General features: G+C 70.9%; 19 protein-coding genes. 12 read left to right on the top strand and 7 right to left on the bottom strand.

The genetic code is table 11. The features are described from left to right. Positions 1-13: 13 nt before the first annotated feature. Genes ACLJT4_RS16715 through ACLJT4_RS16685 form a run of 7 tightly spaced genes read right to left on the bottom strand, consistent with a single transcriptional unit; the run spans position 14 to position 8389 of the window. On the bottom strand, positions 14-1021 hold the full coding sequence (locus ACLJT4_RS16715) for a lysylphosphatidylglycerol synthase transmembrane domain-containing protein (protein ID WP_411123110.1): 1008 nt from the start codon (positions 1019-1021) through the stop codon (positions 14-16). Next, complete coding sequence (locus ACLJT4_RS16710; protein WP_411123109.1) at positions 1018-1626, bottom strand: hypothetical protein; 609 nt, start codon at positions 1624-1626, stop codon at positions 1018-1020. Before ACLJT4_RS16710 ends, ACLJT4_RS16715 begins: the two co-directional genes overlap by 4 nt. A gap of 13 nt (positions 1627-1639) precedes the next feature. Next, positions 1640-4258, bottom strand: coding sequence for a PEP/pyruvate-binding domain-containing protein (locus ACLJT4_RS16705; RefSeq protein ID WP_411123108.1), 2619 nt, complete (start codon positions 4256-4258; stop codon positions 1640-1642). Beyond that, positions 4251-5300: a Rieske 2Fe-2S domain-containing protein gene (locus ACLJT4_RS16700; RefSeq protein WP_411123107.1), complete on the bottom strand. Its 1050-nt coding sequence runs from the start codon at positions 5298-5300 to the stop codon at positions 4251-4253. Before ACLJT4_RS16700 ends, ACLJT4_RS16705 begins: the two co-directional genes overlap by 8 nt. Further along, the gene (locus ACLJT4_RS16695; RefSeq protein WP_411123106.1) at positions 5297-6358 is read right to left on the bottom strand and encodes a Rieske 2Fe-2S domain-containing protein; all 1062 of its coding nucleotides are present in this window, start codon (positions 6356-6358) and stop codon (positions 5297-5299) included. Before ACLJT4_RS16695 ends, ACLJT4_RS16700 begins: the two co-directional genes overlap by 4 nt. Then, on the bottom strand, positions 6355-7449 hold the full coding sequence (locus tag ACLJT4_RS16690) for a Rieske 2Fe-2S domain-containing protein (RefSeq protein ID WP_411123105.1): 1095 nt from the start codon (positions 7447-7449) through the stop codon (positions 6355-6357). Before ACLJT4_RS16690 ends, ACLJT4_RS16695 begins: the two co-directional genes overlap by 4 nt. A 4-nt stretch (positions 7450-7453) precedes the next feature. Continuing rightward, entirely contained in the window at positions 7454-8389 is a 936-nt protein-coding gene (locus ACLJT4_RS16685) for a polyprenyl synthetase family protein (protein ID WP_411123104.1), read from the bottom strand. Positions 8390-8755: 366 nt separating this feature from the next. On the opposite strand from ACLJT4_RS16685, the gene ACLJT4_RS16680 reads away from it, so the two are divergent. The 12 genes from ACLJT4_RS16680 to ACLJT4_RS16625 all read left to right on the top strand — a co-directional run bounded on the left by ACLJT4_RS16680 (position 8756) and on the right by ACLJT4_RS16625 (position 22917). After that, complete coding sequence (locus ACLJT4_RS16680; protein WP_411123103.1) at positions 8756-9607, top strand: hypothetical protein; 852 nt, start codon at positions 8756-8758, stop codon at positions 9605-9607. Then, positions 9604-10332, top strand: a complete 729-nt coding sequence (locus ACLJT4_RS16675) for a hypothetical protein (RefSeq protein ID WP_411123102.1) — start codon at positions 9604-9606, stop codon at positions 10330-10332. Before ACLJT4_RS16680 ends, ACLJT4_RS16675 begins: the two co-directional genes overlap by 4 nt. Before the next feature lie 35 nt (positions 10333-10367). Further along, positions 10368-11597 (top strand): cytochrome P450 family protein, encoded by a 1230-nt coding sequence (locus ACLJT4_RS16670; RefSeq protein ID WP_411123101.1) that lies wholly within the window; start codon positions 10368-10370, stop codon positions 11595-11597. Between the two features lie 167 nt (positions 11598-11764). Then, positions 11765-12190 (top strand): protein-tyrosine phosphatase family protein, encoded by a 426-nt coding sequence (locus ACLJT4_RS16665; RefSeq protein WP_411123100.1) that lies wholly within the window; start codon positions 11765-11767, stop codon positions 12188-12190. A 378-nt stretch (positions 12191-12568) separates the two neighbouring features. Then, the gene (locus tag ACLJT4_RS16660; protein ID WP_411123099.1) at positions 12569-13417 is read left to right on the top strand and encodes an oxidoreductase; all 849 of its coding nucleotides are present in this window, start codon (positions 12569-12571) and stop codon (positions 13415-13417) included. Beyond that, positions 13417-14031 (top strand): TetR/AcrR family transcriptional regulator, encoded by a 615-nt coding sequence (locus tag ACLJT4_RS16655; RefSeq protein ID WP_411123098.1) that lies wholly within the window; start codon positions 13417-13419, stop codon positions 14029-14031. Before ACLJT4_RS16660 ends, ACLJT4_RS16655 begins: the two co-directional genes overlap by 1 nt. A 226-nt stretch (positions 14032-14257) precedes the next feature. After that, positions 14258-14887, top strand: coding sequence for an AAA family ATPase (locus tag ACLJT4_RS16650; protein WP_411123097.1), 630 nt, complete (start codon positions 14258-14260; stop codon positions 14885-14887). A gap of 275 nt (positions 14888-15162) precedes the next feature. After that, positions 15163-16317: an ABC transporter substrate-binding protein gene (locus ACLJT4_RS16645; RefSeq protein ID WP_411123096.1), complete on the top strand. Its 1155-nt coding sequence runs from the start codon at positions 15163-15165 to the stop codon at positions 16315-16317. Between the two features lie 244 nt (positions 16318-16561). Beyond that, complete coding sequence (locus tag ACLJT4_RS16640) at positions 16562-18106, top strand: FMN-binding glutamate synthase family protein (RefSeq protein WP_411123095.1); 1545 nt, start codon at positions 16562-16564, stop codon at positions 18104-18106. Positions 18107-18236: 130 nt separating this feature from the next. Then, the gene (locus ACLJT4_RS16635) at positions 18237-19010 is read left to right on the top strand and encodes an alpha/beta hydrolase family protein (RefSeq protein WP_411123094.1); all 774 of its coding nucleotides are present in this window, start codon (positions 18237-18239) and stop codon (positions 19008-19010) included. 112 nt (positions 19011-19122) lie between these two features. Beyond that, a complete protein-coding gene (locus ACLJT4_RS16630; RefSeq protein ID WP_411123093.1) occupies positions 19123-19689 on the top strand; it encodes a flavoprotein in 567 nt (188 codons plus the stop codon). 219 nt (positions 19690-19908) lie between these two features. Next, positions 19909-22917 (top strand): BTAD domain-containing putative transcriptional regulator, encoded by a 3009-nt coding sequence (locus ACLJT4_RS16625; RefSeq protein WP_411123092.1) that lies wholly within the window; start codon positions 19909-19911, stop codon positions 22915-22917. Positions 22918-22920: the final 3 nt, after the last annotated feature.

Here is a 22920-nt window from a genome sequence, read left to right as displayed (position 1 = left end):
GGTTCCTGCTGCTTCAGCGGTCGGGCGGGCTGTGCTCGACGGGTTCGGGTCCGGGCTCCGCCGGGCTGTCGGCGACCTCGCGAAGGCGTCGGCGGCCGACGAGCAGCGGCAGTTCGAGGGGGAGGCCGACGACGACCTGCGGAAGGTTCTGCTGCACGTGGAAGAGGAGCGCGAACGCCAGCGCGGAGCTGGGCAGTACGTGCATGAGGTCGAGCGCGTAGAGGGCGCCGACCTCGAAGGTGCCGAAGTGGCCGGGGGCGACCGGCAGCATGTTGGCGAAGTCGATCAGGAACAGGGTGAGGATCGCGGCGGTGACCGGCAGGCGGATCCCGAGCGCGTGGAGCACGACCGCCGCGCCCGCGACGTCGGCCGCCTCCCCCACCAGCATCACCCCGAGCATCGCGACGACCCTGCGCGGTTCCCGCAAGGGGTACATGCCGCCGACGACGCCGCTGAGGAACTTCGGCAGCCGCTCGGTCCTGCCGCGGCGCGCGATGACGATCAGCACGCCCAGTTGCACGACCATGAAGACCGCGAACACGGCGATGCAGCCGCTCACCACGCCGGGGACACCGTCGAGGAGCCACGGCACAGGGATCACCAGGATCGCCAGCCCGATGGCGCCGAACAGCTTCTCCAGCCAGATGAGGGCGCCCGTGGTGGTGACGGGGACGGCGTCCCGCTTCAGGAACCACAGGCGGATCAACTCGCCCGCCCGTCCCGGGCTGATGGCCGAAGCGGCCTGTGCCGAGAACTCGTAGCGCAGCAGTCGCCCCCGGGGAACCGGGTGCCGGGAGCCCAACATGATGCGCCAGCCCTCGGCGCTGACGTACTGGCTGAACACGTTGAGCAGGAGCGCCACCACGAGCAGCCACGGCGTGGCCCGTTCGAGGGCCCGGCCCAGGGCCGTCACGTCGATGCCGCGCAGGAACCACCACAGCGCTCCGATGATCGCCGCGATGTTCAGGACGCGGAACGCGATGCCGGCCACCCGCTTCGCCCGGCTCCGGTGTTCGTTCACCGGTCGTGCCCGTGGGAGGCGTCCGGGTCGCCTGCCGTGACGGGCGACGGGCTGCGCGGGAGCCGACGGGCAGCCGCGCCGGCCGGCCAGCGGGCGCGCTCTCGCCCGTAGGCGGCGACGAGGGCCCGGGGGTCGATCCCCACCGACGCGCGGAGCGGGCCGAGGCGCCGGTGCATGAGGTCCCGCCACGGCAGCGTGTGCAGGGGCCTGATCCCGGTGTCCCTGGCGAAGGCGACGGCGGTGCGGAACACCTCCAGGTCGGTGTGGGAGAAGCGGAATCCGCCGCGGTAGAGGTGGCGGGCGCCCAGCGTGAACAGCTTCTCCTGCCAGGCGCCCAGTTCTCCGCTGGCGCCCATGGTGACGCCGATCACGAACGCCTCGTCCGGGGGGAGCGTGCCGCGGCCGAGAAGGATGTGGATGCAGTCGTGCCCCAACAGGTCGATGGCGCCCGGCAGTGCGACCGGGCTGGCCGGGTTCTCCAGGAGCCGGACGTACCACGGGATCGCCGCGGAGTCGTCGCCCGGCATCGCGTCGTAGGCGGTGCGCAGCGTCACGGTGTCGTCGAGCCCCGGATTCCATGCGGCGAGCGGTCCTCGCGTCGGCACCGTCGTCCTCCCGTCAGTAGACCCGGCCGAGGTCGCCGTCGACGGTGACGAGCTGGCCGTCCTGGATCAGCTTGGTGGCGTTGTTCGTGCCCATGACGGCGGGGATTCCGTACTCGCGCGCCACGATGGAGCCGTGCGACAGCGCGCCGCCGGTGTCGGTGACGACCCCGCCGGCGATGGCCAGCAGGGGCGACCAGGCCGGGGTGATGTAGGGCGCGACCAGCACGTCGCCGGCCTGGAACGTCGGGAAGTCCCGTACCGAGAAGACGCGTCGCGCGGGGGCCGTCACGCGGCCCGGGCTGACCGGTGAGCCGTGCAGTCCCGCCCCCTCCTCGGCCTTGGTGTGGTGCCCCACGAGGGCGACCGAGGTGACATCCACCTTGCCCATGAAGATCCGGGCTTCCGCCGGAACCTGCGGGGGCGGACTGAGGAGCTTCTGCTCGTCGCGCCGTGCGCGCCGCCGTTGCACCACGTCGTCCCAGGTCTTCGGGGGCTGCCCGCGGCCGATGGTCCGGAGTTCACCGTGCAGTTCGTCGCCGGTGAGGAAGAAGACGTCGTCCGGGGAGCGCAGCCCACCGGCCGTGGTGAGCCTGCGCCCCAGTTCCAGGTAGGCGCGCCGCATGATCGGCCAGCCGCGGGTGAAGTGGAAGAGCGCCTGGTCGCGGACCTGTCCGTAGCGGCGGTTCCAGCTCAACAGGGCCGCGAGGGCGCCGCGTCGGAGCGGGAAGGGACGCAGTGCCGCCTCCATCTGGGCTCGTGCGGAGGTGCGGCGTCGGGCCAGGGTGCGCATCCGCTCGCGCGGGTCGGCGGCCCGGCCGTCGCGGTACGCCGCGATGGTGGTGCGGAACGTCGACGGGTCCTCGGCGGGCGTGGGTTCGACGAAGTCGAGGTGGTAGACCTGATGCCCGTAGCGTGCGAGGAACGTCTCGAACGCGCGCTCCGCCTCGTCGTCGTCGCCTTCGGTGCGCGCGAGGTCGTGGAGTGCGAAGGTGGTCTCCGAGGTCTTGCTCGGGAATCCCTGCAACAGGGCGCCGTGGCCCGGGACTTCGGTGCCGGTGTCCTTCAGCGGCTTGGCGATGCGGGGGTATGCGGTGGCCAGGAGCCATTCGCCGATGTTCCAGTACCAGGCGAGGCCGCCGAGGATGGCCCAGTACCTGCCGCTCAGTTCCTGGGCCTCGGCTATGAGGCGGAGGAGGTCGTCGGTGGCCAGTCGGGTCAGGTCCGTGCGGCGCATCGCCTCCAGCCGCGCGACGTGCCGCGGCAGGATCACCGTGCGCCATCGGCGCTCCAGCGGGCCGAGGTGGAACCGGTAGCAGTTGAGCGCCAGTTTCACGGTCCTGAGCGGATACTTGTTCATGGGGTAGTCGAGCCGCAGGTAGGCGAAGCCGTTGATGGTGCCGGACATCGGCTTGGGCAGCAACGGGTTGGTGAGCTGTTCGGCCGCGGGCCCGGCCCAGTTCTGTGACCAGTGCGCGACCAGGCAGGGGAAGAGGGTGGTGGCGAAGAGCGGGGACAGCGGTTCGGGCAGCCAGGAGTCGCAGATGCTGATCCGCGCCCACCACGCTCCGTCGACGGGACTCTGCCAGCGCACGTCGGCCGGCGCGGTCGGCTCCGGTGCCCGGTCCGTCAGGGGCCGGGCCTGCAGGATCGCGATCCGGTCCGCGTGGACCGCCCACTCCACGTCCTGGGGGCGGCCGAAGTGCGCCTCTATCGCGAGGCCGTGGCCGGCGAGTGCGACGGCCTGCTCCGCGGTGAGCGAGGCGGCGTCCTGCCGGTCGGGGGGTACGTCGACGACGGCGGTGCCGGTCCGGGCGTCGGCTCCCGCGCCCTCCCCTTCGCCGGCTGCGACCGCGGGCACGACCATCCGCGCCTTGTGCGCGAGCTGCGTGCGCGCGACCCGCGCGTCGGCACGGGACACTTCGAAGCGGTCCGGGGTGACGAGGCCGCCGACGACCGCCTCGCCGTATCCCCAGCTCGACTCGATGACGGTCCGTCCGGCGGGCGGCGGATGCCCCGCCCCGTCGGTGGCGGTGGTGGCGCGCGGGTCGACGGTGAACATCACCCCGGCCGACTCCGCGGGCACCAGGGCCTGTACGACGACCGCCATGCCGGCCGTCGCGTGCGGGAGGCGTTGGCGCTCCCGGTAGCGGATGGCGTGGACCTGCCACAGTGAGGCCCAGCAGCGTCGGACCGCGGTCACGACGTCCTCGGGGGAATCCACGGCGAGTTCGGTGTGGTACTGCCCGGCGAAGCTCGCGGTCGCGGAGTCCTCGGACGTGCCCGAGGAGCGGACGGCGACCCCACCGCCGTCCGGGCGGACGGCCCGGTACGCCCGCGCCAACTCGTCCAGCAGCGGCGAAGGGAGGTCCACGGCCAGGATCGCCTTGCGCAGCAGGCGGGCGCAGTCCGCTATGTCGCCGTCCGCGGCGCCGTCGGCGAGCCGTGCGGTGAGGGCGTCGAGGTGCGGCCCGAGGGCCGCTGCCGTCGTGGTCCGGTACACGGAGATCGGCAGGCAGAAGCCGTCGGGGACGGGGAGGCCCGCGGACATCAGCTCGCCGAGGTTCGCGGCCTTCGCGCCCGCCCGGGGGGCGTCGCCCGCCCGCAGGTCTCGCAGCATCACGACGTCAGGCATGGTCGGCCACCCGGTCCACCCACTGTTGGTAGTGCTTGCGGAACCTCAGCACGCCTCTGTCGCGTTCGAGGTAGATGCCGTGGCGGTCGCCGGGCTCCATCGTGTTGAAGACCGGCAGGTCCTGGTGGGAGGCGAAGGTGATCTCCAGCCGGTTCGCCAGGTAGTGCCTCAGGTCCCGCCAGCGGCGGCCGGTCGTCAGGACGGCCGCGGTGATGTGCTGGATCGTCCGGTTGGGGGCGATCGGTGTGGTGGCCAGCAGCAGCCGGTACTGCGGGACCCCGTCGGCCCAGTAGGAGATCCGCTGGCCCGCGGGCCAGCCGTCGACCCGCAGGACGAACTCCTCGGCGTTGGTCCCCAGCAGCCTGGTGACCGCGCCGAGCTTGCCGGTGTAGCCGGGCCACGTCAGTTCGGCGCCGAGCCACGCCTCCGGGTCGATGGGCGGGCCGTGGTCCTGCGTCTGCTGCTGGTCGGTGAGCATCCGCAGCCGGCACGGCCCCGCGACCTCCAGTCCGTGGAGCGCGACGAGGTGGTCGGGGTCGTAGGTGTTCTCCAGGATGCGGCGGACCGTCGCGCCGGTGCTGTCGGCGAGCCGGAACCTGCGGTGGCCCGGCTGGTCCTCGTCGAGCGACGGCATCTCGGGCAGCGGGAACATCGGTTCTTCGCTGCCGTACCAGGCCCATACGTAGCCGTAGCGTTCCACCGTCGGGTACGGGCGCAGGCGGGCCTTCGACGGGATCCGCGCCGTCCCCGGGACGGCGACGCACGCGCCGGACCGGTCGAAGCGCCAGTGGTGGAAGGGGCATTGCAGGCCACCGTCGACGATCTTGCCGTCCGCCAGGCTGGCTCCCATGTGCGGGCAGTGGCGCGGCGTCAGCACCGGTCGGCCCGCACCGTCGCGCCAGGCCACCAGCGGCTCGCCGAACAGCTTGAGTGCCCTGGGCCGCTTCGCCAACTGGCCGGAGGGGAAGGCGACGTACCAGCTCGCGGGGAGGTTGAGGCCGGTGGGTACGCGTGCGTCCACCGCGGCCGTGTGGGGTGTCATGTCCGTGCCGTCCCGTCGTGCTCGGCGCACCGCGCGCGCTCCACCCACGTCTGGTAGAGCTTGCGGAACTTGAGGACGCCATGGTCGTTTTTGACCGGCACCCCGGAGTGCGTCTCCTGGGCGTGCCGGTAGATCATGAGGTCCTCCCGGGTGCCGAGCAGGTGTTGGGCCCGGTACGCGAGGTAGGTCGGTGCGTCCCGCCAGACGCGGCCCGATCGGCGCACGAGCGACCAGCCCTGGAAGACGGTCCTGCCGCGGGAGACCGGTGTGATGCCGAGGAGTTCCTTCGCGACGACCTTGCCGTCGAGGAAGAACGTCAGGCGTTGGCCGCCGGTCCACCCGTCCACGAGGAGGGCGAAGCTCTTCCCCTCGATCCCCAGCGCCGTCAGCACGCGCGGCAGTTGCAGTTCCCGCGAGGCGAGCCGCGCGCCCGCCCACACCTCGGCGTCGATGGGCGGGCCGTTCTCGGCCGCGGCCCCGGGGTCGGTCAGCATGGTCAGGCTCAGGGACTGCGTCGATTTCACGCCGTGCAGGGTCATGAAGTGCGAGAAGTCGAAGGCGTTCTCCAGCACCCGCTGGGGGGAGGCCGGGGTCGTGTGGGAGAAGCGGTACGTCGCGTAGCGGTCGCGCTGCGATTCGAGTGCCGGGAAGTCCGGCAGCGGGTACATCGGTTCGTCGCCGCCGTACCACGCCCAGACGAACCCGTACCGCTCGATCACCGGGTACGTCCTGCGGTGCGCGGTCTCCGGGATCCGCCGTGCGCCGGGGACCCGGGTGCAGGTGCCCGCTCCGTCGAAGCGCCAGTGGTGGAACCGGCAGCGCAGGTGGCCGTCGACCACCTTGCCCAGCGCCAGGCTCGCGCTGAGGTGCGGGCAGTAGCGGGGCATCACGACGGCGCGGCCCCCGCCGTCCCGCCAGGCGACGAGTTCGCGGCCGAACAGGTCGAGCGCCCGCGGCTTGGCGAGCGAGGCGGACGGCAGCGCGACGTACCAGCCGGCGGCCAGCTCGGGTACGGGCGACGGCTTCGGCCGCGCCTGCGGCGTCGGGTCCCGCCTCATGGCCTCTCCCCGGGGACCGTCGGGGCGAGGGCGGCACGGTCCACCCACGACTGGTAGTACCTGCGGTACTTGACGAGGACGTTGTCATACCTGACGTACGTGCTGTCCTGTCCCGTCGCGGTGGTGTTGTAGATGGGGATGTCCTGTGCCGTGCCGCCGCGGTTCTGCGCGTAGAAGAGGAGGGAGTACAGGAAGGTCTTCCCGTGCTTGTTGGCCTTCCTGACCCCGGCCCAGCCCCGTTGGACGGTCCGGTACTCACCGGTCGGCGTGATGCCCATCAGCACCTTGGAGATCTCTTCTCCCTCGATGTACGTGGTGAAGCGCTGGCCGCCGGGCCACCCGTCGATCAGGAGCCGGAAGTGGGGGCCCGAGCCGAAGGTCGTGACCATCTGATGCACCCAGCGGACCGGGTTCTCCAGGAGGCTCCACGTCCGCAGGGTCCCGTCGACCTGCACGCCGAACCACGCGTCGTCGGCGATCGCCGGCCCGTTGTCCCGGGCGTGCGCCTGGTCGTGCAGTTGCCGGAACGCCACCGGGTCCAACGACATGCCGTGCAACGCCATGAAGTGGAAGTAGTCGATGGCGTTCTCCAGCAGTTGGCGGGCCGTGCCGGTGGTCCGGTCCGAGAACCGGAAGCCCACGTAGTCGCCGCGGTCCTCCTCCATCGCCGGGAAGTCCGGCAGCGCGAACTGCGGGTCCGGTCCGCCGTACCAGACCCAGACGTAGCCGTAGCGTTCGACCGTGGGGTACGGGGTCCGGCGGGCGGTGCGCGGGATCCGGTCGACTCCCGGGATCGCCACGCACGTCCCCGACGCGTCGAAGCGCCAGTGGTGGAACGGGCAGCGCAGGGCGCCGTCGACGACCCGGCCGAGCGCGAGGCTCGCCCCCATGTGCGGGCAGAAGCGGGGCATCACCACCGGCCGGCCGGCACCGTCGCGCCAGGCAACCAGTGGCTCGTCGAACAACTCGACGGCGCGTGGGCGGGAGGTCAGCTCCCGCGACGAGAGCGCGATGTACCAACTCGCGGCGAGATTGAGGCCGTTGGGGTTCGGAGGCAGTCCGGTACTCATGTGGTCCTGCTGAGGGGTCATGTGATCAACTCGTGCGGGTGCAGACGAACTCGGCCATCGCCAGCAGCGGAACCGCCGGCCGGCCGAACGGAGCGATCTCCTTCTTGGCCGAGTCGACGAGTTCACGGGCGCGTTGCATGGACCCGTCGACGCCGAACAGCCTGGGGTACGTGGCCTTGCGGGACTTCTCGTCCTTGTTCGGCGTCTTGCCGAGTTCCTGCCGGGTCCCGATCACATCGAGGACGTCGTCGACGATCTGGAAGGCGACCCCGATCTTGCGCGCGTAACGGGAGAGCCGGGCGATGGTGTCGTCGTCGGCACCGGCGAGCGTGGCTCCGGTCACCATGGCCGCGTCGATCAGCGAGCCGGTCTTGCGGGTGTGGATGAACTCCACGGTCTCCAGGTCGATGTCCTCGCGGCCCTCGCACTCGATGTCCACGGCCTGGCCGCCGACGAGCCCGGAGATCCCGACCCGGTTGATCAGCGTGTGCATCACGCGCAGCAGCCGTTCGGCCGGCACCTGGCGCGTGTTGAGCAGGATGAACTCCAGCGCGTACGCCAGCAGGGCGTCGCCGGCGAGCAGGGCGATACCCTCCCCGAACACCTTGTGGTTGGCCGGTTTGCCCCGCCGGTAGTCGTCATCGTCCATCGCGGGCAGATCGTCGTGGATCAGAGACGCGACGTGCAGCATCTCCAGGGCGCACGCGGTGGGGATCGCCAGCTCCGGATCGCCGCCGCCCAGGGAACAGCCCGCCAGGCAGAGGATGGGCCGTAACCGCTTCCCGTCAGAGGACAGGGAATACCACATCGACTCGAAGAGCCTCTCGGGATATCGAGGTTCGAGCGCGCTTTCCAGATGACTCGCAACAATCGCCTGTTGCGAAAGCAGATAAGCCGGGAGGTCGAACTTCGCCACGACATCGGCGCTGACTGTATCGTTCGCTATATCGATGTCCCCCATGGCCGCAACGTACCACCCTCCAATTCTGGAGATCTACGGTGCGAACCAGCCGAACGGGCCGGGCCTTGATGATCTTATTGCGCGTGCCGCACACCATTCCGTCAGCGCAGGCGAGAACGGATCTCCTGGCGATAGGCCCCCCTGTCCAAGCACGCCCGACGGACGCGCTTTTCAGCCACCGGCAGGAAATGGGAATGATCAGTTTCGCTTTTCAATCCCGGCAAACTCGGACCAAACGGAAGATTAACTACAGGTGAACATCACCATGCATCCGACGTTCTGAACCATGTACGCTAACCGCCGGATACAACTCACCGTCACGGGACCGCAATTCAACAAAGCGCACCGCAACGCGAAGGATCCTGGATGGCTACACACGCGATACGCGCGAAGGAATTACCGAGGGAGCGCGCCCTCGTCGAGACCACCGCCCGAACTCTCGGTCGCCACCTGAAGGGGGCGTGGGAGGTTCCGAGCAAGGCGGTACGCATCTTCAAGGACTACGCCGTCGACCTGTACTTCCCGGCGAACCGCCTGTCCGTGCCCCAGCGCCTGCGGTGCTCGATACCGCTCCTCCTGGTCGAGTACCTGGTGTACCGGGTCGATTCCGTCGCCGAGCGCGCCAAGGACGTCGACCTCGACATCGCCAGGAACGACGACTACGACAAACTCCACCGGTACAAGGCCCGGTTCGAGAGCCTGCTGCGCCGCGCCCACGCCTACAACGACGTGGTCGCCCGGGAGATCGAGAACGGCGAGCGCTACGTCCGACTGGAGAACAAGGTCACGTCCAGCGGCACGCTCGACCACGCGGACGTGCTGCGCCTGGCGGAACTGCGGCCGTCGGACGTGCGCCTGCTGCACGGCATGGCCTTCGCCCTCCTCGGCCGGCCCGGCGACCCGGCCCTGCTGAAGCTGCTGTGGCCCGTCGAGGTGCTCGCCGACATCGGCAACGACCTCTCCCACTACCACCAGGACGTCGCCAGCGGCCAGTTCAACACCTACGCGGCGTTCGTCAAGCTCTACGGCGCCGCCGCCCCGGAACGGATCCGCGCCGAGATCGCCCGCTACGAGCGGATGTTCCTCGACGAACTCGCGGGGTTCCCCCGCGGCCGGCAAGCCGAGCTCCGGGCCCTCGCCACCCGGCGCTACCGCCCCCTGACCGCGGTCGTCCCCGACGCCCTTCCGGTCGCACGCCCGCATGCGGAACGCCCGTGATCAAGGACCCGCCCATCGTCGTCCTCACCGGCGTGCTGTGCGTGTTCTTCTGGATGGTCGCCTACGTCGCGATCATCTACCGGGGATTCCGCGACAAGACGTACGGCATGCCGCTCGCCGCCCTCGGCGCCAACCTCTCCTGGGAAGCGATCTACTCGTTCTTCCTGGACCCCATGGGCGACCACATCCACGCCCTGAGCATCCCCTGCTTCTTCATGGACCTGGTCATCGCCTGGCAGGTCTTCAAGTACGGCTCCCGCGACCGCACGGCGACACCATTCGCCCGCACGTACTTCAAGGCGCTCTTCTGCGCCGCGGTCGTCATCGCCTTCCCCCTCGTGTACCTGGCCTTCTACGAGTTCCACGACCCGCTCGGCGAGTACACCGGCTTCGGCATCAACTTCATGATGTCGTTCCTCTTCGTCGCCATGCTGACGCGACGGGAGGGCGTCGCCGGCCAGTCCCTGTACGTCGCCGTGTCCAAGTGGCTGGGGACGCTCTTCGCCTACATCGCGACCGGACTGACGGTGACCACCAGCAAGAACCACCCGATGCCCGACAGCCTGTGGTCCTTCGTGACCGGCACCGTCACCAGCACCTCCTATCCCCTCACACCGCTGATCAGCGTGCTGTACCTGGTCGTCTTCCTCGTCGACGTCCTCTACATCGCACTGCTGTACGCCCGTCTCAAGGAAGCCGGCATCTCCCCGTGGCGACGCTTCTGACGCCGGCCGGTCCCTCGTGAGAATGGAGCACACCGATGACCACCCCGTCCTCAGGACCGAACATCATGGACCCGGCGCTCATCGCCGACCCCTACGGGGGCTTCGACCGCCTCCGAGAGGAGGCACCCCTCGTCCTCGGACGGAGCGCGGACTCCACCCCGACCTGGTACGCGACCCGCTACGACGACGTGCGCGCCGTGCTCGCCGACCCCCGCTTCGTCGTCGACCCGGAACTGACGCCGGGCACCGAAGCAGTGGACAACCGCAACAGGATGCTCGACATGCTGGAACTCCCCAAGGAGTTCCACCCCTACCTCAGCGAGTCCATACTCGACGTCGACGGCGACCGCCACACCCGCCTGCGCGGCCTGGCGACCCGCGCCTTCACCGCACGCCGCGTCAACGCGCTGCGGCCCCGGGTCGAGGCGATCACCGCGTCGCTGCTCGACGGCTTCGGCGAGTCCGTCGAACTCATCTCGGAATTCGCCTATCCCCTGCCGATCGCGGTGATCTGCGAACTCGTCGGGATACCGGAGGAGGACCGCGACCTGTGGCGCACCGCGGGCTCGGCACTCACCTCGATCGCACCGGGCTCCAAAGGGGCCGCGGCCCACGAACTCATCGCGTACACCCACGCACTGGTCGACCAACGCCGCGCCGCACCCGCCGACGACCTGATCTCCGACCTCGTCAGGGTGCAGGACGAGGACGGCGACCGGCTCTCCGACGTGGAGCTGGTGACGATGCTCCTGGGACTGGCAACGGCCGGCCACGAGACCACCGCGAACCTCGTCGGCAACGGGGCGCTCGCCCTCCTCAGCCACCCCGACCAGCTCGAAGCGCTCCGCCGCACCCCGGACCTGTGGCCTACGGCGGTGGACGAACTGGTCCGTTCGTGCGGTTCGATCCTCATCACGCAACTGCGCTACGCCACCGAGGACATCGACGTCGGAGGGCAGACCATCAAGGCGGGCGAGGCCGTCCAGCCGGTCGTGGTGGCGGCCAACCGCGACCCCCGCGAATTCAGCCGGCCGGAATGCCTCGACGTGACCCGCCGGTCCGTCAAACCCGGTGACGGCCACGTCGGTTTCGGCCTCGGCGCCCACTACTGCCTGGGAGCCGCACTCGCCAGGCAGGAGTGCGAGGTCGCCCTGCGCGGCCTCTTCGACCGCTTTCCCCGCGTGGCCCTGACGACGGACGAGCACACCTGGGTCCCCGTACCGGGACTGCGCCAACTGGCCTCGCTCCCCCTCACGTTGCGCTAGCCTTCCGCGGCGCCGCGCCGCACTCGCCGCCCCTCGTAGGTCCCCTGAGACGGGACCAACAGAGCACACTCGTATGCACGTTCAATAATCCCCACCGAATTCAGACAGCGGCGTTTGACTGCGAAGAACATCGCCGCCACGGCAAACTCGAAGGATATGCTTGAGTCGTGAATGCCACATGGGAGCCCACAGAAGGCGTCTTACAACTGCCATCGGGACGACTCATCCGCGGTCGCGGCCTACGGAACCCGCTTCCCCCCGGACCGCAACCCGACTTCGCCCTCTACTTGCGCGGCCGTCAACCCCCGACGGTCGACTGGGAAAGTCGCTGGGTGCGCTGGCCCGACTTCTGGCTGCCCAGCGATCGGACGGCATTCGCCGAATCGCTGCGCGATCTGCTGGAACGGGCCGAAAACCAACGCGTGGAAGTCGCCTGTGGCGGCGGCTTCGGACGCACCGGAACCGCCCTGGCATGCCTTGCCGTACTCGACGGGATCCCCAGCGACAAAGCCGTGGCATACGTGCGCGAGCACTACTCGCACCGCGCCGTCGAAACACCCTGGCAGCGCCGCTTCGTGGCGCGCTTCGGCTGACCTACGCAATTCCCGAGAGCGCCGTGCGCGGCGGGAAACGGGAAGCAGCAAGCGGGCCGGAATACCGCAGTTGAGGTGATCCGGTCGCCTCGACACAGCCGGCCGACGCGCCACAGCGACGAGCCGGAGCCACCATGGCGCCCACCCCAAGACCGCAGGCCGTCGACATCGGCCGCGCAACGAAGCCCGCCGGAATCGTTCCGGCGGGCTTCGTCGTTCCCCGGGCCGGGTGCGGTGCGGGTGAGAGGCCGATCCGCTCCCGCACCGTGCAGCGTGCAGCGCGGGCAGAATCAACGCCATGGCGAGAAAAATCGACACTGTGTAGACTTTCTGGTGAGGGAGCACTCCCGCTCCTCGCAAGACCCTCTTGGAGGAGCAGTGGCGAAGCAGAACTGGCTCATCACCGGCGTCAGCACGGGGCTCGGACGTGCCTTCGCCGAAGCCGCCCTGGCCGCCGGGCACACCGTCGTCGGCACCCTCCGCGCACAGCGCGACCTACGGTCCTTCGAAGAGCTCAAGCCCGGGCACGCGCACGGCCGCATCCTGGACGTGACCGACGACGACGCCGTCTCCGGCGTGGTCGCCGAAGTGGAGCGAAGCGTGGGCCCGTTGGACGTCGTCGTCGCCAACGCCGGCTACGGCCTGGAGGGCACCTTCGAGGAAACCCCGCTGGCCGAGGTCCGGCGGCAGTTCGAGGTCAACGTGTTCGGTGCGGTGTCCACCCTGCGGGCGGCGCTGCCGCCCATGCGCCGGCGCCGACGCGGACACCTGATGGCCGTCACGTCCATGGGCGGGCTCATGGCCGTGCCCGGGATGTCGGCCTACTGCGGCAGCAAGTTCGCCCTGGAAGGCATCCTGGAGGCGCTGGGCAAGGAGGTCGCGCAGTTCGGTATCCACGTGACGGCGATCGAGCCCGGCTCCTTCCGCACCGACTGGGCCGGACGGTCCATGACGCGCGCCGCGCGGACCGTCGACGACTACGACGAGCTGTTCTCCCCGATCCGCGCGGCGCGGCAGAAGGCCAGCGGGAACCAGCTGGGCAACCCGGCCAAAGCCGGGGAGGCCGTCGTGCGCATCGCCTCGGTCGAGCGGCCGCCGGCCCACCTCGTCCTCGGCTCGGACGCGCTGCGCCTGGTCACCGCCGCGCGCACGGCCGTGGACGAGGACCTCCGCACCTGGGAGACGCTCTCCCGTACGACCGACTTCGCCGAGGGCGCTCAGCTCTGATGACCGGCAACCACCCCGCGCGCGGCCGCCGCACCACCGAACGCAAGGGCGACGTCCGGGAACGGGCCATCCTCGACACCTGCGAGGCCCTGCTGGCGCAGAAGGGCTACGACGCCATGACCGTCGGCGACATCGCCCAGGGCGCCGGCATCACCCGCGGCGCCCTGTACTTCTACTTCGGCTCCAAGCAGGAAGTGGTCACGGCGCTCGTGGCCCGGACCGTCGAGCACCTGTGGGAACGGTCCCGGGCCACGGCGCAGAGCGACGAGCCGCGCCAGGCCATCGCCACGGCCATGCAGCGCACGGTCGACCTGTGGAACGAACACGGTCTGGTCATGCGCACCGCGATCGACCTGTCGTTGACCGTGCCGGAGATCGGCGAGCTGTGGAACCACACGGCTGACCTGTTCATCACGGCGATCACCGCCGTCCTGGAACGGTCCGGCGTCCGGGCCGGCAGCGCACCGGACCAAGCGTCGGCGCTGGCGCGCGCCCTGTGCTGGATGATCGAGCGGACCTTCTACCACGCCTCCCAGGAGTCCCGCCGGAAGCTGCGCGAGGCGTCCGCGACCTGCGAACACATCTGGCTGACCAGCGCCGGTCTGACCGCCTGAGGCATCCGCCCAACTGCCCGACCACGGAAAGCTGCCCCCTACAGTGCATGCAGGAGTGTCAGCTGCGGTCTGAACGAGAAGGCGTCCACCGAATGCGGGCAGGCGTTGGGGAGATCGGTCAACCGCCGCGGCGACAGGGGCGGTGAGTCGGGTCAGAGGGCGGGTAGTGGGCGATTCGGTCGGGGCGGGTGCGGCGCAGACACCCGTTGGCGGGCATGCGGGGTCGGTGGTGCGGCCGCGCGGGCTGGTGGACCTGCGGGACTCGGGCGACGTGCCGGCCGTGTTGTCGTATCCCCCGGGTGCCGTGGTGGTGGTCTCCGGCCTGCCCGGCAGCGGCAAGAGCACACTGCTGCGGCGCTGGTCGGGAGCCGCGTTGGTGATAGATCCGCGAGTGGTCCACGTCGCCTGTGAAGCGGTGATGCCGACGTGGCTGCCCTACGCCGCGTACCGGCCCTGGGCACGGTGGAGGTACTTCCGTTGGCTGCGTGCCGCGGTGCGCGGTGGTGAGCCGTTGCTGGTGCACGACTGCGGCGGCCGGCCGTGGATGCGCCGGTGGCTTGCCGGCAGTGCGGGGGCGCAGGGTCGCGAACTGCACCTGGTCCTCCTGGACGTGGGGGTGGCCGAGGCGTTGGCGGGTCAGGCGGCCCGTGGCAGGTGGGCTCCGCGCAGTGCGTTCAGCCGGCATCGCAGGGGGCTCGACCGGCTGCTCGGCACGTTCTGCGGACTCGGGGAGGCGGCGGCCCCGAACCGTGGGCCGGTGCGGGAGGTCAGGTCGGTGGTCCTGCTGGACCGCGGGTCGCGAGAGCGGGTGTCCGTGGTGGAGTTCGGCAGCGGACGGGTCCGCACTCCTCGATAACGGCACCGCCGCGCCCTCGTCATGCGGCGCGGGAGGTGATCGTTGGGGCTTGCCCTGGCCGCGGTGTCGCGACGCGCCGCTGCGAACAGTGATTGCAGGACGGACACAGAGTTGTCAGTTTCCCCAATGTTTACCCGGCGGACAGCATAGTTGGGCCTACTAAGGCGCCAGCTTGTTCCGCCTTGACGTCGAACAGGTGCTCACCCCCCACGTGCATCCCCTGTGTGGCCCCACAGGAAACCCCTCAAACCTCTGTGCGTACCCCTGGAGAGACCGTGACCGTGCTCCGACCGAGGACCGCCGCCCTCACCGGCGTCCTCACCACCGCCGCCGCACTCGCCCTCAGCGCCTGCGGCGCGGCCTCCGACGCGTCGACCACTGCCGACGGGAGGAGCGCGGCCAGCGCGACCTCCGCCGAGGACTTCGGCGGCGTCGACGGCCTGGCCAAGGAGGCCAAGAAGGAGGGCACCCTGCACGCCGTCGCACTGCCCCGCGACTGGGCCAACTACGGCGCCCTGATAGACGGCTTCGAGAAGAAGTACGGCATCAAGGTCGAGGTCGAGAACCCGACCGGCACCAGCCAGGACGAGATCAGCGCGGTCACCGCGCGCAAGGGCCAGGACAACGCCCCCGACGTCCTCGACCTCGGCAGCTCCTTCGCCCAGAGCGCCGCGCAGCAAGGGCTGCTCGCGCCGTACATGGCCGCCGGCTTCAGCCGGATCCCCGACGACCAGAAGGACTCGATCGGCCGTTGGTCGAACGACTACGGCGGCTACATCTCGTTCGGCTGCGACACCAAGCGCGTGCAGACCTGCCCGACCACCTTCAAGGACCTGCTCAAACCGCAATACAAGGGGCAGATCGCACTCAACGGCAACCCCGCCAAGTCGGGTTCGGCCTTCGGCGCCGTGTACGCGGCCGCCCTCGCGAACGGCGGCTCCTTCGACGACATCCAGCCCGGCATCGACTTCTTCGCCCAGCTGAAGAAGGAGGGCAACTACATCCCCGTCGAATCCACCCCGGCCACGATCGAGGCGGGCAAGACTCCGATCAGCATCGACTGGGACTACCTCAACGTCGGATACACCGACGCGCTCAAGGCCAAGGGCCGCGGCTGGACGGTCACGGTCCCCTCGGACGGGCAGTTCTCCCAGTACTACTCGCAGGCCATCAACAAGGAGGCGCCGCACCCCGCGGCCGCGCGCCTGTGGCAGGAGTACCTCTACAGCGCCGAGGGGCAGAACCTTAGACTCAAGGGACACGCCCGCCCGGCCCTGATGACCGCCATGGACAAGGCCGGCACGCTGGACCGGTCCGCGGCGGCGAAGCTCCCGAAGGTCTCCGGCACGCCGAGCTTCCCGACCGAGTCCCAGCAGAGCAGCGCCAAGTTCGTCATCTCCCAGAGCTGGGGCCAGGCCGTCGCTGGATGACCGCGACCCGCATCGGGGCCGTCGTGGTGCCCGCCGTGCCCTCCCCCGCGGCCGGCACCACGCGGCCGGCGGGCTCGCCCCGCCCCCCTGCGCCTCCACCGGCCCTGGCGAGCCCCTAATATCATTTCGCGTTCTCCGACGGACGTGGACGCCCACGGGCTCGTGTCCGCCGCCCAACGCCCGGTACGACACGACGACGTCCACCGCACGACGATGGAGTCGAGCATCGAGGAGAGGAACGTTCATGCGCGCCCGGAGCATCGCCACGGCCACCGCAACAGCACTGGCACTGGTGGCCGCTCGTGACCTTGTCCAGAAGAAGCACGCACTGCTCCGGAACTTCCCGGTGATCGGGCACGCCCGGTACCTGCTGGAGACGATCGGGCCCGAGCTGCGGCAGTACATAGTCACCTCCAACGACGAGGAGCGTCCGTTCAGCCGCGACCAGCGCACCTGGATCTACGCGTCGTCGAAGGGGGAGAACAACTACTTCGGCTTCGGCACCGACAACGACGTCGAGCACATGCAGGGGCACGCCTACCTGAAGCAGCGCACGTTCGCCGGCCCGCTGCCCGACGTGCACGACCCGCAGGCCCCGCTGCCCTCGGCCAAGGTGCTGGGCGGGCCGCGCGGGCGCGCCAAGGCGTTCCGACCGGCGAGCGTGGTGAACATCTCGGCGATGAGCTTCGGCTCGCTCTCCGGCGCCGCGATCACGGCGCTCAACAAGGGAGCGGCGCTGGCGGGCACGATGCAGAACACGGGAGAGGGCGGCCTCTCCCCCTACCACCGCAACGGCGGCGACCTCGTCCTCCAGATCGGCACGGCGTACTTCGGCTGCCGCAACGAGGACGGCACCTTCAACATCGACAAGCTCAAGGACGTCGTCGCCAGCGCCCCGGTCAAGGCGATCGAGATCAAGCTCTCCCAGGGCGCCAAGCCCGGACTGGGCGGGATGCTGCCGGCCGCGAAGGTGACCGAGGAGATCGCCGGGATCCGCGGCATTCCGCTCGGCAAGGACTGCGCGTCCCCGTCGCGGCACACCGCCTTCAGCGACGTCGACTCGATGCTCGACTTCGTCGAACTGCTCGCCACCGAGACCGGTCTGCCGGTCGGGATCAAGAGCGCGGTGGGCGAGATGGAGTTCTGGCAGGAGCTGGCCACGCTGATGGCACGCGGTGACCGCGGTGTCGACTTCGTGACCGTCGACGGCGGCGAGGGCGGCACCGGAGCGGCACCGCTGATCTTCAGCGACTCGATGTCGCTGCCCTTCCGGATGGGCTTCTCCCGGGTCTACGGCACCTTCGCCGAGCTGGGGCTGACCGACGACCTGACCTTCATCGCCTCCGGCAAGCTGGGCCTGCCCGAGAACGCCGCGGTCGCCTTCGCACTGGGCGCCGACATGATCAACGTGGCGCGCGAGGCGATGCTGTCGATCGGCTGCATCCAGGCGCAGAAGTGCCACACCGACAAGTGCCCCACCGGCATCGCCACCCAGAACCCGCGGCTGGCCCGCGGCCTCGACCCGACCTCGAAGGCCACCCGGGCCGCCGTCTACCTGCGCACCCTGCGCAAGGAACTGTTGAAGGTCTCGGCGGCCGTCGGCGTCGCCCACCCGGCGCTCCTCACCCCCACCGACGTCGAGATCATGAACGGCGACTACGAGGCCCGCACCCTGGCCGGTGTCTACGGCTACAAGGAGGGTTGGGGCGAGCTCGGCCCGCACCTCGCCGAGGAGATCACCACCCTGCTCACCACCGAGTCGGCCCCCACACCGAAGCCGATCGTCTGACACCCTGGCAGCGGCCGGCACCGCGCCCGCTGCTCCCCCGCTCGGAGCACGCGCGCGGCGCCGGCCGGTGTCGCCCCTCCCCCTGCCCACGCACAGTCCCTGCTTAGGTGATCGCAACATGCCCGAAAAAGTGAGATTCCCGAGCGTCGTCGGCCCCGAACTGGCCGGCGCGATCGACCTGCCCGAAGGCGAGATCCGGGGCTGGGGGATCTTCGTGCACGGATTCACGCTCGGCAAGGACTCGCCGGCCGCCTCCCGCGTCAGCAAGCAGCTGGCGCGCGAGGGGATCGGCATGCTGCGCTACGACAACCTCGGGATCGGGGACTCCGACGGCGACTGGGGGGACGGTTCCTTCACCGTCAAGGTCCAGGACACCATCCGTGCCGCAGCCCTCATGGCGGAGCGGGGAACCCCGGCGGACCTGCTGGTGGGGCACTCGTGGGGCGGCGCCGCCGCGATCGCCGCGGCCACCGAGGCAACCGGCGTCCGCGCACTCGCCACGATCGGGGCGCCCGTCGAGCCCAGCCACGTCGAGCGGCAGTACGACGCGGTCATGGACCGCGTGCTCAGCGAGGGTTCGCACGAGTGGTTCGTCGGCGGGCGGACCCTGGTCCTCAAGCGCGCCTTCGTCGAGGACATCCGCCGCGCTCATCTGCGCGACCGCATCCGCGAGTTGAACCTCCCGCTGCTCGTCCTGCATTCGCCGACCGACCAGACCGTCGACATCGACAACGCCGGGGAGATCTTCCGCGAGGCACGCCACCCGCGAAGCTTCGTCGCGCTGGAAGAAGCGGACCACCTCCTGACCGCACGCGGACAGGCACAGCGGGCCGCCCACATCATCAGCGCCTGGGCCGACCAGTACATCCACGGGGCGCGGCCGGGAGGCAGGCCGTCCCGGTGACGCAACGCTCGCTCGGGTAGGGGGGCGGGGCCGCCGTCGAGTCGTGGCTCGGCGGCCGCCGTCGTACCCTGCCGGAACTGCACCACGTCAGGCGACAGTTGGGAGTCCCCGCGTGAGCGATCAGCGCACCGACCCGCAGACCGGGAAGAAGCCCTTCCTCTACGTCGTCGTGTGCGCCGCGGGGATCGCCGGCGACGTCGAGAAGCTGATCACGGCCGCCCAGGAAGCGCACTGGGACGTCGGCGTCGTCGCCACCCCGCAGGGCCTCGGCTTCATCGACGCGACCGCCGTCGAAGCCCGGACCGGCTACCCGATCCGCTCGGCCTGGCGCCGCCCCGGAGAGCCCCGGCCCCTGCCACCCGCCGACGCCATCGCGGTCGCCCCGGCCACGTTCAACACGATCAACAAATGGGCCGCCGGCATCTCCGACACCCTGGCCCTCGGCATCCTCTGCGAGGCATACGGCTTCGGCATCCCCACCGCCGTCCTGCCCTACCTCAACTCCGCCCAGGCCGCCCACCCCGCCTACGCCCGGAGCCTGGCACGACTGCGCGAGATGGGCGTCCTCATCAGCTCGTACGAACCGCACCAGCCCGACGCGGCCGGCGGAGCGGACCTGTTCCGCTGGGAAGAGGCACTGGAACTGCTCACCCCGAAACGGGCCGACGGCCGGGGGTGAACCCTGGGGGCTCCGGCGCACGCTGAGGGGCGTGCGACTCCGGCACACCGGGCTCCGAGGACGCGGTGCGCTGCCCCGTTGACGCCTCAGCCCCCACCGTCCGGCTCGGAATCCGGGCTGTCGGATCTCGCCAAAAAGTGCAGAGGACACGTAAGGTCCCGGCATTCGGGAGATGTCGTGTACGCGAGAAACCGGCCTACAGGAGACATGCAGGTAGATATGGCACAGACTTCCGTGCTGCCGGGATCGGACCGCATACGACTGCTGGGGCCCGTCCGGTACGTATCGGGCCGGGGGGACGTGACCCGGCCCGGTGCGCCCGGGCCGCAGACCGTGTTGGCGGCGTTGGCGCTGCACCCCGGCACGCTGGTGACGGTCGACGAGCTGATCGACGGGCTGTACTTCGACGACCCGCCCGCCTCCGCCCGGCGGGTGATCGTCAACTACATCCACCGGTTGCGGACGCACCTGGACCGCGAGGCCCACGGTGAACCGCCGGGCGACAGTCCGGGGCGGGCCGTGATCGAGACGATGGCCGACGGGTACGTGCTGCGGATCCCGGAGGACCGGGTGGACGCGCTGGACTTCGGTCGGCTGGTCGGGCTGGCCCGGCGGCACGCCGACGGCGAGGACCCGGCCGCGGGGGCCGCCCTTCTGGAGGAGGCGCTCGCGATGTGGCAGGGCCCGGCGCTGGCGGGGCTGCCCGGACCGTTCGCCCTCGACTGGCGCCGCACGTTGGGCGAGCAGTTGGCGTCCGCCCTGGAGTACCGGCTGGAGCTGCTGCTGGCGTGCGGACGGCATGCGGAGGCCGTGCCGGACATCGTGCGGGCCCTGAAGACGTACCCCTACCGGGAGCGGCTGCACGGCGCGTTGATGGTAGCGCTGTACCGGTCGGGGCGGGCGGCCGAGGCGCTGTCGGCCTACGATCGGGCCCGTCGCGTGCTCGCCGAGGACCTGGGCATCGACACCGGTCCCACGCTGCGCGCCCTGCACGCCGCGATCCTGGCCGGGGACCACGCGCTGCTGCTGCCGCCGGAGCAGGGCGACGAGGACGCCGGGGCGCCTTCGGGAGCCACCGGGGCGCACGCGCCCGCGGCGCTGCTGCCGGCCCAACTTCCGCCGGCGCCCTGCGATTTCACCGGGCGCCGGGAGCAGATGTCGGCGCTGGTGTCCGCGTTGACCGCGGGCCAGCCGCACGCCGTGGCCGTCGTGACGGGCATGGGCGGGGTCGGGAAGACCGCGCTGGCCCTGCGGGCGGCGCACGCGGTCGCCGGAACCTACCCGGACGGCCAGTTGTACGCGAACCTGCGGGCGCCCGACGGCGCGCCCGCCGAGCCGGCCGAGGTCCTCGCGGGGTTCCTGACCGGACTGGGGGTGCCCGCCGAGCGGATTCCGGGGTCCCTGGCCGAGCGGGCGGCGTTGTTCCGCACGCTGCTGTCGCCGCGGGCGGTCCTCGTCGTGCTGGACAACGCCACCAGCACGGCGCAGGTGGACCCGCTGCTGCCGGGTGCGGCCCGGTGCGCGGTGCTGGTCACGGGGCGGAGCCTGACCGCGCTGCCCGCCGCGGTCACCGTGCCGCTGCGGGGGCTGGGGGTCGACGAGGCCGTCGAACTGATCGGCCGGATCGCCGGGATCCACCGCATCCAGGAGGAGCCGGACGCGGTGACGGCGCTGGTGACGGCCTGTGGCCGCCTTCCGCTCGCGCTGCGGGCGGCCGGCGCACGGCTGGCGGCCCGCCCCGGGTGGAGTGTCGCCGCGCTGGTGGAGCGGGTTTCGGACCAGGCGCGGTTGCTCGCGGAGCTGCGGGTGGGCGAGGTGACGGTGGAGGCGGTGTTCGAGATGTCGTTCGCGCAGCTCTCCGCCCGGCACGCCGGGGCGTTCCTGGCCCTGTCGGTGCCGCACTGCACCGAGTTCGACGTGCGGGCCGCGGCGGCGGCCCTGCGGGTGCCGGAGCGGGCGGCAGAGGACGTCCTGGAGGCGTTGGTGGATGCCGCGCTGCTGGAGAGCGGGGCGCCGGGTAGGTACCACTTTCACGATCTGGTCGGGGCGTACGCCCGGCAGAAGGCACGTGCCGAGTTGCCCGCGTCCGAGCACCGGGCGGTGCTGCGCGGCGCGATCGACTTCCTGTGCGCCGGCGTCGTCGCGGCGGTCCGGGCCACCCAGCCGCTGAGCGGTCCCCTGACCGCGGAGATCCACCCGCGGCGGACCCCGGACCTCCCGATGTCGGGCGGGCCGGAGGCGGTGCAGTGGGTCCGGCGGGTGCTGCCCGTGCTCGCCGCCGTGGTGGAACAGGTCGCGGCGGGCGACGATCCCGACGCGGTCGCACTGGCCGTGGACGTGCTGACGCTCGTGCCCTGCTTCGAGGAGGTGCTGCCCCTGGGGTCGTTGGGGCGGGCGGCCGCCGCGCTGCTGCCCGCGGCGTTGGCGCACTGCGACGCGGACATGATCGGCACCGCCTACTACGCGGCGGGGACGATCCTCAAGAAGCACCCGGAGGCCGGTTCCCTCCAGTGCGCCCGGGAGTACCTGCGGCGGGTGGTGGCGGTCTTCGGTGACGCGCCCCGGCCCGAAGCGGGGCACCGGCCGTTCCTCGCCGTGCTGTTCACCCTCGCGATGCTGGCCCAACTGGAGCTCCAGTTCGGTGACTTCGAGGCGGCCCGCGGGTACGCACAGCGGTCGGTGGAGTTGGCCGGGAGCACCGGCGACCAGGCGCTGGTGGCCCGGCGGCGCACCCTCCTGTTGCAGATCGAGGTCCTGGACCCCGACCGGCGGACGGACCTGGCCGCGATCGGGGTGGAGTGCCGGGAGCTGGCCGGGGTCCTCACCCGCCACCAGGACGTGAAGTGGCTGATCAGAGTGATGATGACGGAGGCGGACAGCCTGCTGTACGCGGGGCAGCACGCCGCGGCGGCCGGGCTCTACCGACGGGTGCTGGCACGGGCCCGGGCCACCCACCACTTCCGTAATGTGACGGAATGCCAGTTCCAGTTGGCCGAGGTGATGTTGCGCGTCGGAGACGCCGGGGAGGCGGTGCGGCACGCACGGGAGGCACTGGCCGGCGCCCGGGACTCCTGTGAACAGCACCTGCTGGCCCGCAGCCACCAGGTGCTCGGCGAGGCGCTGCGCGCTGTGGGGCGGGAAGCCGAGGGGGGCGGGCACCTGGTGCGGGCCGCGGCGTTGTACCGGGAGTTGCAGCGGGACGGGCCGGCCGGCACCGCGGTGCCGTGACCC

Source organism: Streptomyces sp. x-19 (assembly GCF_046549115.1).
Taxonomy (GTDB): domain Bacteria; phylum Actinomycetota; class Actinomycetes; order Streptomycetales; family Streptomycetaceae; genus Streptomyces; species Streptomyces albulus_C.
Note: the sequence above shows the minus strand (reverse complement) of the source record. Positions and strands in the feature narration are given on the sequence as shown.

Excerpts from the sequence above, each read along its gene's own strand:
- ACLJT4_RS16700 (WP_411123107.1), bottom strand. The coding sequence starts at position 5,300 with ATGACACCCCACACGGCCGCGGTGGACGCACGCGTACCCACCGGCCTC.
- ACLJT4_RS16655 (WP_411123098.1), top strand. The coding sequence starts at position 13,417 with ATGACCGGCAACCACCCCGCGCGCGGCCGCCGCACCACCGAACGCAAG.
- ACLJT4_RS16625 (WP_411123092.1), top strand. The coding sequence starts at position 19,909 with ATGGCACAGACTTCCGTGCTGCCGGGATCGGACCGCATACGACTGCTG.
- ACLJT4_RS16695 (WP_411123106.1), bottom strand. The coding sequence starts at position 6,358 with ATGAGGCGGGACCCGACGCCGCAGGCGCGGCCGAAGCCGTCGCCCGTA.
- ACLJT4_RS16680 (WP_411123103.1), top strand. The coding sequence starts at position 8,756 with ATGGCTACACACGCGATACGCGCGAAGGAATTACCGAGGGAGCGCGCC.
- ACLJT4_RS16705 (WP_411123108.1), bottom strand. The coding sequence starts at position 4,258 with ATGCCTGACGTCGTGATGCTGCGAGACCTGCGGGCGGGCGACGCCCCC.
- ACLJT4_RS16685 (WP_411123104.1), bottom strand. The coding sequence starts at position 8,389 with ATGGGGGACATCGATATAGCGAACGATACAGTCAGCGCCGATGTCGTG.
- ACLJT4_RS16690 (WP_411123105.1), bottom strand. The coding sequence starts at position 7,449 with ATGACCCCTCAGCAGGACCACATGAGTACCGGACTGCCTCCGAACCCC.
- ACLJT4_RS16670 (WP_411123101.1), top strand. The coding sequence starts at position 10,368 with ATGACCACCCCGTCCTCAGGACCGAACATCATGGACCCGGCGCTCATC.
- ACLJT4_RS16640 (WP_411123095.1), top strand. The coding sequence starts at position 16,562 with ATGCGCGCCCGGAGCATCGCCACGGCCACCGCAACAGCACTGGCACTG.